A 12,241-nucleotide genomic window follows, 5' to 3' on the forward strand; every position below is an offset into this window, starting at 1 on the left:
TGATCTGACGCTTGATCAGACCAGCTCGGCCAGCTCCGCCCGGGAGGCGATGCCGAGCTTCGGGTAGGCCTTGTAGAGGTGGTGGCCCACGGTGCGGGGGCTGAGGAAGAGCTGGGCGGCGATCTCCCGGTTCGACAGCCCCTTCGCCGCGAGCCGGGCGATCTGCTCCTCCTGCGGGGTCAGCCCCGCCAGCGGTCCGGCCGGGGCGGCGACCGGGGTGGCCGCCCCGGCCGCACTCAACTCGGCGCGGGCCCGCTCGGCCCACGGCGCGGCGCCCAGCCGCTCGAAGATCTCCAGGGCGGCGCGCAGGCGGGTCCGGGCCTCGCTCTTGCGCCGGTCCCGGCGCAGCCACTCGCCGAACAGCAGGCTGGTGCGGGCGAGTTCGAACGGCCGGTCGGTGGCCGCGTGCAGCTCCAGGGCTGCCAGGTAGCCCGACTCGGCGAGTTCGGCCGGCCCGAGCAGCGCCTGGCAGCGCAGCACCAGCGCCCGGGTCCAGTCCGGTTCGCCGATCCGCCGCGACCAGCTCGCGAACCGCTGGAAGGCCGCCTCGGCCCGCTCGGGGCGGCCCAGCCGGACGGCCGCCTCCACCAGGTCGGGCGCGGTGCGGATGGCCGAGACGTGGCTGCGGTACCGGCCGGCGGTGTGCGGCTCCAGGCGGTCCACCACCTCGGCGGCCCGGCCCGCGCCGAGATCGTGCAGGGCCAGCGCCCACCGGCTCCAGGAAGTGCCCGCCGCCGGGGCGCCCCAGGCGGTGGCCTGGTCGGCCAGTGCCTCGCCGACCCGCCGGGCCAGCAGCTCGCCGTCACCGCGCAGCGCCGCCAAGTAGGCGTCTATCGCCGAGAGTTGGCTGATCCACTGCGGCTGCGCGGTGTCCCGGGCGAGGTCCAGCCCCTCGGCCACCGCGAGTTCGGCCTGCCGGTGGCGGCCGTGGAAGAGCTCGGCCTCGGCGAAGAAGAAGAGCAGCGTGGGCAGCAGGCCGAGCGCACCGGCCGCCCGCGCCTCAGCAACCAACTCCTCGGCCAGCAGGTGGGTTTCCGCGTCCCGACCGGGGATCAGCGAGGCACCGCAGAGCTGCACCAGCTCGCGCGGACTGTCCGCGCCGGCCGCCCGGGCCAGCGCGGCGACCTCTGGCAGCGGGCGAGCCGGCGGCGCCGACCGGCCGAGCGTCGGACCGGCGGCCGAAATCAGGTACTCGACCAGCGGGGTGGTCGAGTCCGCCGGCGACAGCTCGAGCGCCGCCAGCCGGTCGAGCAGGTCGCCCACCTGCTCCTCCCCCAGGTACCAGGCGGTGTGGAAGGCCTGCAGCAGCAGCCGGGCGGCCAGTGCCGGTTCGATCTCCCGCGCCGCCGCGCCCAGCAGCAGCCGGTGCGCCTCGGGGTAACCGCCCCGCCAGAACTCGGCGGTGGCCCGCACCCAGTCCAACACGGCCAGCGTGAAAGGCTCTTCGGTCAGCTCGGCACCGCGCCGGGCGAGGGCGACGGCCCGTTCCGCTTCCGCCGCGTCCAGCGCCGATTCGGCGGCCAGCACCAGGCAGCGGGTGACCCGCTCGCGATCGGGCGCGAGCTGGGCGGCCCGCTCGTAGGCGGCGGCCGCACCCGCGTGCCCGCCCCGGGCCACCGCCCGGCGGGCGGTGTTCTCCAGTGCCTCGGCCAGCTCGGCGTCCGGCCCGGTGGCGGCCAGCGCCAGGTGCCAACTGCCGCGATCCACCTCGCCGTTCGCCAGCAGCGCGGCGCCCAGTGCCCGATGGGCCGCCAGCTTGCGGTCCAGCGGCGCGCTCTCCAGGATCGCGGCGCGCAGCAGCGGGTGGCGCAGCACGCACCGCCCGTCCGGGGTGCGCCGCAGCAGGTCGGCCCGCTCGGCGGCGGCCAGGTGCTCGGCCCCCGCGCCGAGCGTCTCGGCGGCCCGCAGCACGGTGGCCAGTTCGCCGCTCTCCTCGGCGGCGGCCACCAGGAGCAGCGTCCCGGTCGGCGCGGGCAGCCGGGCGACCTGGCCGTGGAAGGCCTGCCTGAGCCGCTCGGTCAGCGCCAACTCGCCGCCCTGGTAGGGCTGGTCTGCGGCCAGCGCGGCGGGCAGCTCGGTCAGCGCGAGTGGATTGCCGCGGGCCTCGGCCAGCACCCGGTAGCGCAGGCCGACCCGGCCGCGACCGTCCTCGCCGGCGCGGGCCGCGAGCAACTCGGCGGCGGCCGAAGGCTCCAGCGGCGCCAACCGCAGCTCGGGCAGCCCGGGCGCGACGAAGGCCCCCTCCCCGTCCCGAGCCGCGAAGAGCAGCAGCACGCCCTCGCGCCCCAGTCGCCGGGCGGCCAGCAGCAGCGCCCCGGCCGAGGAGTGGTCCAGCCACTGCGCGTCGTCCACCAGGCAGAGCAGCGGCCGCTCAGTGGCCAACTCGGCCAGCAGCCCCAGGGCGGCCAGGCCGGTCAGCAGCCGGTCGGCCGGGCCGCTCACCTCGGCCAGCCCGAACGCCGCCTCCAGGGCCCGGCGTTGCGGCGCCGGCAGGGCCGCGAGCAGCGGCAGGGCGGGGCCGAGCAGCAGGTGCAGTCCGGCGAACGGCAGGTCGGCCTCGTACTCGACACCGGTCGCCCGCAGCACCTCGAAGTCGGTGCCCGCCCGCTCGGCCGCGTACTCCAGCAGCGCGCTCTTGCCGATTCCCGGCTCCCCGCGCAGCACCAGCGCCCCGCTGCGTCCCTCGCCCGCCGCTGCCAGCAACTCGCCGACCGCGGCCTGCTCCCCCGCCCGTCCGTACAGCATGGGTCGACCCTACCTATGCGTGACCGATTCGGCCCGTGCGTATCCCGCCTACCGTCTTGACCTGCCGGAACAAACCGCAGAACACAGGATGGGAACGGAAGATGACGAACCTTCAGCAGCTGGCCGAGCAGTACATCGCCACCTGGAACGAGACCGACGCGGCTGCCCGACGCAAGCTGATCGACACCTGCTGGGCCGCCGACGCGAGCTACACCGACCCGCTGGCCGAGGTCGCGGGGCGGGACGGGGTGGACGCCGTGATCGGCGCCGTCCAGGCCCAGTTCCCCGGCCTGGTCTTCACCCTCGGGGCGGTCGACGCCCACCACGACCTGGCCCGGTTCACCTGGGACCTCGGCCCGGCGGGCGCCGAGCCGCTGGTCGTCGGCTTCGACGTGCTGGTGGCCACCGAGGACGGCCTGATCGGCGCGGTGCACGGCTTCCTCGACAAGGTCCCCTCCCTCTGAACCCCCGGGGCGCCGGCGGCCGGACCCCGCCGGCGCCCCTTTCCCGATTTTCCCGAAGGAGCAGTCCGCCATGGCCACCACCCTTGCCCCCGCCCCGATCGCCACCGAGCAGCACCGCCCGCCGCGCGGCCTGCTGCCCGTCGTGCTCATCGCGACCTTCGTGACCTCGCTCGACTTCTTCGTCGTCAACGTCGCCATCCCCTCGCTGCAGAGCCAGTTGCACGCCGGCCCGGCCGGTGTGCAGTGGGTGGTGGCGGGCTTCGGCCTGGCGCTGGCGGCCGCACTGGTGCCAGCCGGCCGGCTCGGGGACCGGTTCGGGCGCCGCCGGGTCTTCGCGCTCGGGCTGCTGCTCTTCACCCTCGCCTCGGCCGCCTGCGGCCTGGCCCCGAGCACCGGGACCCTGGTCGCGGGCCGGGTGGTGCAGGGTCTGGCCGCCGCGCTGATGGGCCCGCAGGTGCTGGCCATCCTGCGGGACAGCTACACCGGCCCCGCGCAGGCCAGGGCCTTCGGCCGGTACGCGCTCTCGATGGGCGTCGGCGCGGTGCTCGGCCAGCTGATCGGCGGCCTGCTGATCAGAGCCGACCTCCTCGGCCTCGGCTGGCGCAGCTGCTTCCTGATCAACGTGCCGGTCGGCCTGGTCACCCTGGCCCTGGTCAAGCGCTGCGTGCCGGAGTCCCGGGCGCCCGGGAGGACCGGCCTGGACCTGCCCGGCAGCGCCCTGGTCACCAGCGCGCTGACCGCCCTGGTGCTGCCGCTGATCCAGGGCCCGTCGCAGGGCTGGCCACTGTGGACCTGGCTCTGCCTGGCCGGCTCGGCCGTCCTCTTCACGCTGTTCGCCCTGCACCAGTCCCGGATCGCCGCCCACCCGGTGCTCGACCCCCGGCTGCTGCGCGAGCCCGGCTTCACCGTCGGCGTGCTCGCCCAACTCGCCTTCAACCTGGGCCAGGCCTCCTTCTTCCTGGTGCTCGCGATCTACCTGCAGCAGGGCAGGGGGTTGGACGCACTCGGCTCCGGGCTGCTCTTCGTCTCGATCGGCGGCGGCTACCTGCTCACCTCGCTCAGCGCGCACCGCGTGGCCGCCCGGCTCGGCCGGCACGCCGTCGCGCTGGGCACCGTGGGCATGGCCGCGGGCCTGGGCGTGCTCGCGCTGACCGCGCAGCTGGTCGGCACCAGCGGCAGCGCCTGGTGCCTGGCGCCCGGCATGTTCCTGGACGGGCTCGGCATGGGCCTGGTGATCGGCCCGCTGACCGGCGGGGTGCTCGGGGCAGTCCGGCCGCAGCTGGTCGGCTCGGCGGCCGGGGTGGTGGCCACCACCCCGCAGATCGGCAACGCGCTGGGTGTCGCACTGCTCGGCAACCTCTTCTACGGCGCGCTCCAGCACGGCTACACCCACGCCTTCGGCCTGAGCATGCTGGTCCTGGCCGGACTGGAACTCGCGGTGGCCGCGCTCTCCCGGCTGCTGCCGCGGAACTGACACCCCACTGCCGGGTCCCCGCCCTGCCGTGCCAGAGTGACTCGGATGAGTAGCGAGAAGAACGACGTGCCCGCCTGGGAGCAGCGCTTCCGGGCGGCACGGGTCTCACTTCCCGACTGGGCGGATGACGCCCCGGAGCGTTCGCTGTACGTCTCGAACGCGGCCGGCAGCTATGAGGTCTACGCCTGGGACCGGGCGGCCGACACCCACCGGCAGGTCACCGATCGTCCCAGCGGCACCACCGACGCGGCACTCTCCCCCGACGGCGCCTGGATCTGGTGGTTCGACGACACCGACGGCGACGAGTTCGGCGTCTGGCGCCGCCAGCCCTTCGCGGGCGGCCCGGACGAGGAGGCCGTGCCCGGCCTGGCCCCGGCCTACGACGCGGGCCTGGCGCTGGGACGGGACGGCACCGTGGTGGTCGGCCGCTCCACCGACGAGGACGGCACCACCCTGCACCTGCTGCGCCCCGGCGCGGGCGAGCCGGTGGAGATCTACCGGCACGCCGAGTACGGCGGGGTCGGCGACCTCTCCCACGACTGCGCGCTGCTGGCCATCGAGCACACCGAGCACGGCGACGCCATGCACAGCGCGATCCGGGTGGTGCGGACCTCCGACGGCGCGACGGTCGCCGAGCTCGACGAGGTGACCGGTCGCCAGGAGCCGCGCGGGCTGGCCTGCCTGGGCTTCGCCCCGGTGGCCGGGGACAACCGGCTGCTGGTCGCCCACCAGCGCCGCGGCCGCTGGGAGCCGATGATCTGGGACCCGCTGACCGGCGCCGAGAGCGAGCCGGCGCTGCACACCGAGGACGGGCAGCCGCTGCCCGGCGACGTCTCGGCGCAGTGGCGCCCGGGCGCGCGGGCGCTGCTGGTGGAGCACGAGTTCGAGGCCCGCAGCGAGCTGTTCGGCCACGACCTGGCGACCGGCGTGCTGACCCGGCTTCAGACCCCGCGCGGCACGGTGGCCGGCGCCACCGCCCGCCCCGACGGCACCGTCGAGTTCCTCTGGTCCTCGGCGGCCGAGCCCTCGGTGGTCCGCTCCACGGCCGGCTCGGTGGTGCTGCGGGCGGCCGGCGGCACACCGCCGCGTTCGGTGCCGGTGGAGGACGTCTGGGTGGACGGGCCCGGCGGACGGGTGCACGCGCTGGTCCAACGCCCGGCCGGCCCCGGCCCGTACCCGACCCTCTTCGAGGTGCACGGCGGCCCGACCCACCACGACAGCGACTCGTTCGCCGCCGGACCCGCCGCCTGGCTGGACCACGGCTTCGCGGTGGTCCGGGTCAACTACCGCGGCTCCACCGGCTACGGCCAGGCCTGGACGGACGCGCTGCGCGAGCGGGTCGGCCTGATCGAGCTGGAGGACATCGGTGCGGTGCGGGCCTGGGCGGTGGCCTCGGGACTGGCCGATCCGGAGCGGCTGGTGCTCTCCGGCGGCTCCTGGGGCGGCTACCTGACCCTGCTCGGTCTCGGCACCCAGCCCGACGACTGGTCGCTGGGCCTGGCGGCCGTCCCGGTCGCGGACTACTTCACCGCGTACGCGGACGAGATGGAGGCGCTCAAGTCGCTGGACCGCACGCTCTTCGGCGGCACTCCCGAGGAGGTGCCCGAACGCTACCGGGCCTCCTCGCCGCTCAGTCACGTGGAGCGGGTGCGGGTGCCGGTCTACCTCAGCGCCGGGCTGAACGACCCGCGCTGCCCGATCCAGCAGATCGAGAACTACGTGGCCCGGCTCGCGCAGCTCGGCGTCCCGCACGAGGTGTACCGCTACGACGCCGGGCACGGCTCGCTGGTGGTGGAGGAGCGGATCAAGCAGCTGCGGCTGGAGCTGGACTTCGCCCGGCGGCACCTCAAGCCGTGAGCCGCTGACGGCAGGTCAGTCCAGGGCCGGGACCAGCCCGAGCTCCCGGTCCTGGACCGCCTCCGCCTCGCGGCGGGCCAGTCGGAACCACATGAAGACGACGAACCCGGCGAAGACGAACCACTCCAGCGTGTACCCGAGGTTCTGGAAGGCGCGCGCGTCCAGGCCGTTGCCGCCGTCGGGCTGGGTGGTCGGCACGGCGGTCAGGCCGGCCGGCACGCCGTCGGCGGCCACCCAGCCGTCGTACACCGGGTACGGCAGCAGGTTGACCAGGGTGGCCGGGCTGATCATGCCCAGCTGCCCGACCGGCAGGCCGCCGTTGACCGCGCCGCCGGTGTCCGTGGTCTCCGAGGCCTGCAGCCGGCCCACGACGGTGACCTCACCGGTCGGCGGGGCGGGCAGCGCGGCACCCGGCGAGCCGGGGAGCCAGCCGCGCACCACCGCCACCGCCCGGCCCGAGCCGGTGCGCAGCGGGGTGAGCACGTAGTAGCCCTGACGTCCGTCCACGGTGCGGTCGGGGACCAGCAGCTGGTGGGCGGCGTCGTACTGCCCGGCGGCGGCCACCTCGCGGCCCAGGCTGTTGGTGCCGACCTGCGCGGTCGGCCCGCCCAGCACCGTGTCCAGCGCTCCGGCCGGCTGCGGGGCCCCGCCGGGGCTGGTCGGGGCGGCGGCGGGGTGGCTGGCGACCCGGCCCTCGAAACGGCTCAGCTGCCACGAGCCCAGCCAGAGGCAGACCGCGATGGCGAGGATCGCGAGCACGGTGCCGCCGAGCCAGCGCGCGGTCAGGAGGAATCGGTACACATCCATCACGGTAACCAGCGATTGCGGACCGCCGACCACGGCCCCCCGCTCGGGGGTGTCAGGGGCGCTCGCGGGCGGCCCAGGTCCTGTCCGGTCGATCTTGGCGCCCGGCAAGATCGACCGGACAGGACCTACCCGGCGGCCTCCGGGGCGCCGCGGTAGAGCGTGCCACCGCCGCAGACGCCGGTGATGCTGGTGCCGGCGGCGTCCGGGGCGGTGCCGAGCGGGCGGTAGCCGAGCTGCACGGCGGCCGGGGTGGGGGTCGTCGTGGGACTGCCGGTCGCGGTCGGTGTCGGGCTGAGCGTCGCCGCCACCGAGGCCGGACCGCCATCGGCCAGCGGGCTCTGGTCGCCGCCGGCCGCGACCCGGTCCGCGGCCGCACCCGCCGGTGCGGCGCCCGCCGCCGAACCGCCCCCGGCCGGGGCACCGGCCGGGCCGGCGCCGCCGCTCGACGGGCTCGCGCCCCCGCTCGCCGCCGGCGTGGCGGCACTCGCGCTGGGGCTGGCGGGCGGGCTCTGCCCGCCGCCGGCCGCGGGACCGTTCGCCGGGCAGGGCGCGTCCGGCAGGAAGGCGAACCGCACCCGGTAGCCGGCCCCCGGCCCCAGCAGCAGCTCGCCGGTCGCGCTCGCCGGGTCCGGCAGGTTGGTGGCCGGGTCACCGGTCGTGTGCGCGAGCACCCGCACCGTCCCGCCGCCACTGCCGCCGATCACCGCGCTGATCGTCCCGGGATCGGTCAGCGCGCAGGGGTACCCGGAGACGTTGGCCACCGTGAACGCGCCGTACACCCACCCTGCGGTGTCGGGCGCGCTCACCGTCGCCTGGCCGCCGCCGAGGTCCCCACGCCCGCAGGCGGGGTGCACGACCGCCGTCGCGGTCACGCCGCTCGCCGCCGCGCCCGCCGTGGCGCCCTGGGCGGACGCGCTGGGGCTGCCGCCGACCGGCGCGCTCGCGGTGCCGCTGGGGCTGCCGCTCGCCGCGCCGGCGCTCGCGTCGGGCACCGGAAGCGGAACGACCGAGCGCGCGCCCCCGGGGCGCGCCGTGGCGCTGAGCCAACCTCCGGAGGTGGCACCGGGGGTGGCACCCGGGGTGACCGCCGAGCCGTCCGAGAGCTGCAGGGCGCCCAGGCCGCGCAGGGTCGGCACGGCGGCCGCCGAGACCATCGCGATCAGCATCGCTCCGGTCCACGCCTGCCGGTGCCGGACCCGTCGGGCCGGAATCGCCCGCCGGATCCGAGGCAGCGCTTCGGCATCGGGCTGCAGGCCGTCCACCGCGCGGTGCAGCAGCGCGCGCAGCGCCTGCTCCTCGCCCGAGGTCGGCTCCCGATCCGCCGACCCACTCCCGGCCGACGCGTTCGCAGCCGACGCGTTCGCAGCCGACGCACCGCCGGTCGGCCCGACCGGGCTCCGGCGGCCGAACTGATCCTCAGTCATGACTGCTCCCCATCAGCACCCGCAGCGCCGCCAATCCGCGTGAGCCGTACGCCTTCACCGCACCCACCGAGATTCCGAGCAGCTCGGCCACCTGGGCCTCCGTCATGTCGGCGTAGTAGCGAAGCACCAGGACCTCGCGCTGACGCCTTTGCAAACCTTGCAAGGCCGCTTTCAGCTGGTCACGTTCGAGAGCATCGTAGGCTCCCTCTTCTGCACTGGCCATGTCAGGCATGGGCTTGGGCAGCAGTCGCATGCCGAGCAACCGCCGACGCAGCGTGCTGCGCGACAGGTTGACCACGGTCTGCCGCAGGTAGGCGAGGATCTTCTCCGGCTCGCGCACCCGCTTCCGGGCCGAGTGCACCCGGATGAAGGCCTCCTGCACCACGTCCTCGCAGCTGGACCGGTCGTCCAGCAGCAGCGCGGCGAGCCGCAGCAGCGCGCGGTAGTGGGCCTGATAGGTGGTCGTGAGCAGGTCGACGCTGGCGCCGACCGTGTCGGTGGCGGCGGTGGTCATCGCTGACTCAACCGGCTGCCGCACGGCGCCCCGCGGCATCCGTACGGTCGGTGCCGCCACTATCACTGCCAGGTCTGTCACGACCGTTGGACACTCGATCCCCCCTCAGGGTTGCCCCGTTCGGCGGACATTCTTCCGCAAAGAGATGAGCTCCCTCCACCGAGGAGGGAGCTCAGGTCCGATCGAAAGGTCGAGTCGGCCTCAGCCGATCAGCTCGCCGGCCACCAGTTCGCCGATCTGGGCCGTGTTCAGCGCCGCGCCCTTGCGCAGGTTGTCGCCGCAGAGGAACAGGTCCAGCGCCGTCGGGTCGTCGATCGAGCGGCGCACCCGGCCGACCCAGGTGGGGTCGGTGCCGACCACGTCGTTCGGGGTCGGGAACTCGCCGGCCGCCGGGTTGTCGTAGAGCACCACCCCGGGGGCCCTGGCCAGGATCTCCTGCGCCCGCGCCTGCGTCACCTCGCGCTCGAAGACCGCGTGCACCGCCAGCGAGTGCGTGGTGATCACCGGGATCCGCACGCAGGTCGCCGCCACCCGCAGGTGCGGCAGCCCGAGGATCTTGCGGCTCTCGTTGCGAACCTTCAGCTCCTCGGAGGACCAGCCGTCCTCCTGCAGCGAACCCGCCCACGGCACCGCGTTGAGCACCAGCGGCACCTGGAAAGGACCGCTGTCGCCGATCAGCGCCCGCAGGTCGCCCGGCTGCTCGCCGGCCGCCGTCCCCGCCACCTTCACGGTCTGCTCGCGCAGCGCGTCGATCCCGGCCTGGCCGGCCCCGGAGGCCGCCTGGTAGGAGGCGACCACCAGCTCGCTCAGGCCGAACTCCGAGTGCAGCGCGCCGAGCGCCACGATCATCGAGAGCGTCGTGCAGTTGGGGTTGGCGATGATCCCGCGCGGGCGGATCCGGGCGGCGGCCGCGTTGACCTCGGGGACCACCAGCGGCACGTCCTCGGCCATCCGGAACGCACCGGAGTTGTCGACCACCACGGCGCCCTTGGCCGCCGCGATCGGCGCCCACTGCGCGGAGACCTCGTCGGGCACGTCGAACATCGCGACGTCGATGCCCTCGAAGGCCTCCTCGCTGAGCGCGACCACCGGCACCTGCTCACCGCGCACGGTCAGCCGGCGGCCGGCCGAGCGCGCGGAGGCGATCAGCCGGATCTCGCCCCAGATGTCCGCTCGGGCGGAGAGGATGCCGAGCAGCACGGTCCCGACCGCACCGGTGGCACCGACCACCGCGAGGCTGGGCCGACCGCTGCGTTCCTCCCCGCCGCCGGTCATCGTCCGGTCCCGCCGTAGACGACCGCCTCGTCGGTCTCGCTGTCCAGGCCGAAGGCGCTGTGCACGGCGCGGACCGCCTCGTTGACGTCGTCGGCCCGGGTGACCACCGAGATCCGGATCTCCGAGGTGGAGATCAGCTCGATGTTGACGCCGGCCTCGGAGAGCGCCTCGAAGAAGGTCGCGGTGACCCCCGGGTTGGACCGCATGCCGGCGCCGACCAGGGAGATCTTGCCGATCGCGTCGTCGTAGCGGAGCGACTCGTAGCCGATGCCCTCCTTGACCCGGCCGAGCGCGTCGATGGCCTTCTGGCCCTCGGTCTTCGGCAGGGTGAAGGAGATGTCGGTCAGCCCGGTGGAGGCGGCGGAGACGTTCTGCACGACCATGTCGATGTTGACCTCGGCGTCCGCGATGGCGCGGAAGATCCGGGCCGCCTCACCCGGCTTGTCCGGCACACCGACGACCGTGACCTTGGCCTCGGACGTGTCGTGGGCGACTCCGGAGATGATGGCCTGCTCCATCTCGCCCCCTTCGGGCTTGTTCGGGTTGGTGTTGCTGACGATGGTCCCCGGCAAACCGGAGAAGGACGATCGTACGTGGATCGGGATGTTGTAGCGCCGCGCGTACTCCACACAGCGGTCCAACAGCACCTTGGACCCGGAGGACGCCAGCTCCAGCATGTCCTCGTAGGCGATCCAGTCGATCTTGCGGGCCTTCTTCACCACCCGCGGGTCGGCGGTGAAGACGCCGTCCACATCGGTGTAGATCTCGCAGATCTGGGCCTTGAGCGCGGCGGCCAGCGCGACCGCGGTCGTGTCGGACCCACCTCGACCCAGGGTAGTGATGTCCTTGCTCACCTGGGAGACGCCCTGGAAACCGGCCACGATCGCGATGTTGCCCTCGTCCAGGGCGGAGCGGATCCGGCCCGGCGTGACGTCGATGATGCGCGCCTTGTTGTGGACCTGGTCGGTGATCACGCCGGCCTGGCTGCCGGTGAAGGACTGGGCCTCATGTCCCAGCGCCCTGATCGCCATCGCCAGCAGGGCCATGGAGATCCGCTCGCCGGCGGTCAGCAGCATGTCGAACTCGCGACCGGCCGGAATGGGGGATACCTGCTCGGCGAGTTCGATCAGCTCGTCCGTCGTGTCGCCCATCGCGGACACCACGACGACGACCTCATGGCCGGCCTTCTTGGTGTCGACGATTCGACGGGCCACGCGCTTGATGCCCTCGGCATCCGCAACGGATGAGCCGCCGTACTTCTGCACGACAAGGCCCACGTGCGCTCCTCGACTAAGTCGTCTTCGGGGGGTGGTACCCGACGCGGGGTGGCGCCGTCCGGTCCCCCCAGACCCCCTCTGCGGGGGTACTGCGGTCGCCCGTCAGTCTACCGAGCAGGGGGCGGCCGTCAGCCATATTCCATATGTTGATACTCACGTTTCACCTGGTGAACGCCGGTTAGGCGGCTCGACCGGCGACTCTGCGGGCGAGGGGCGACGGTTTCGAAAGAATTCGCGGAAGGGGGCGGCGCGGGCTCGGAATTTGCCGCGAAGATTTTTTCGGCGAATTCTCCGAAGCGGGACGCGGAGGGGGTCGCAAGGGCGGGGCCGGGTGCTTTTCGGGGAGTTCGTGCGGTTCGGCGGCCGACGAGTAGCCGGCTCGCCGCGCTACCGGGGTGCCGGCT

The 12,241-nt window shown here is 74.3% G+C and carries 9 protein-coding genes; 3 read left to right on the plus strand and 6 right to left on the minus strand.

The genetic code is table 11. The features are described from left to right. Nucleotides 1–15 precede the first annotated feature (15 nt). Nucleotides 16–2,745, minus strand: a complete 2,730-nt coding sequence (locus P3T41_RS18285) for a helix-turn-helix transcriptional regulator (protein WP_280690953.1) — start codon at nt 2,743–2,745, stop codon at nt 16–18. A gap of 101 nt (nt 2,746–2,846) precedes the next feature. Here P3T41_RS18285 and P3T41_RS18290 point away from each other — a divergent pair, with 101 nt between their 5' ends. The 3 genes from P3T41_RS18290 (at nt 2,847) to P3T41_RS18300 (ending at nt 6,540) form a co-directional block, all read left to right on the plus strand. Then, on the plus strand, nt 2,847–3,209 hold the full coding sequence (locus P3T41_RS18290; protein WP_280690954.1) for a nuclear transport factor 2 family protein: 363 nt from the start codon (nt 2,847–2,849) through the stop codon (nt 3,207–3,209). Nucleotides 3,210–3,279: 70 nt separating this feature from the next. Then, entirely contained in the window at nt 3,280–4,683 is a 1,404-nt protein-coding gene (locus P3T41_RS18295) for an MFS transporter (RefSeq protein ID WP_280690956.1), read from the plus strand. A gap of 45 nt (nt 4,684–4,728) precedes the next feature. Next, nucleotides 4,729–6,540, plus strand: a complete 1,812-nt coding sequence (locus tag P3T41_RS18300) for a prolyl oligopeptidase family serine peptidase (protein ID WP_280690957.1) — start codon at nt 4,729–4,731, stop codon at nt 6,538–6,540. A 15-nt stretch (nt 6,541–6,555) separates the two neighbouring features. Here P3T41_RS18300 and P3T41_RS18305 read toward each other — a convergent pair whose 3' ends face one another. The 5 genes from P3T41_RS18305 to P3T41_RS18325 all read right to left on the minus strand — a co-directional run bounded on the left by P3T41_RS18305 (nt 6,556) and on the right by P3T41_RS18325 (nt 11,837). Continuing rightward, entirely contained in the window at nt 6,556–7,341 is a 786-nt protein-coding gene (locus P3T41_RS18305; RefSeq protein WP_280690959.1) for an SURF1 family protein, read from the minus strand. Between the two features lie 131 nt (nt 7,342–7,472). Continuing rightward, nucleotides 7,473–8,771: a hypothetical protein gene (locus P3T41_RS18310; RefSeq protein ID WP_280690961.1), complete on the minus strand. Its 1,299-nt coding sequence runs from the start codon at nt 8,769–8,771 to the stop codon at nt 7,473–7,475. Then, nucleotides 8,764–9,285, minus strand: coding sequence for a SigE family RNA polymerase sigma factor (locus P3T41_RS18315; RefSeq protein ID WP_280690963.1), 522 nt, complete (start codon nt 9,283–9,285; stop codon nt 8,764–8,766). Before P3T41_RS18315 ends, P3T41_RS18310 begins: the two co-directional genes overlap by 8 nt. A 201-nt stretch (nt 9,286–9,486) precedes the next feature. Continuing rightward, nucleotides 9,487–10,560, minus strand: a complete 1,074-nt coding sequence (locus P3T41_RS18320) for an aspartate-semialdehyde dehydrogenase (RefSeq protein ID WP_280690965.1) — start codon at nt 10,558–10,560, stop codon at nt 9,487–9,489. Next, nucleotides 10,557–11,837, minus strand: coding sequence for an aspartate kinase (locus P3T41_RS18325; protein WP_280690967.1), 1,281 nt, complete (start codon nt 11,835–11,837; stop codon nt 10,557–10,559). The genes P3T41_RS18320 and P3T41_RS18325 overlap by 4 nt, the downstream gene beginning before the upstream one ends. Nucleotides 11,838–12,241 lie beyond the last annotated feature (404 nt).

Source organism: Kitasatospora sp. GAS204B, from assembly GCF_029892155.1.
GTDB lineage: Bacteria > Actinomycetota > Actinomycetes > Streptomycetales > Streptomycetaceae > Kitasatospora.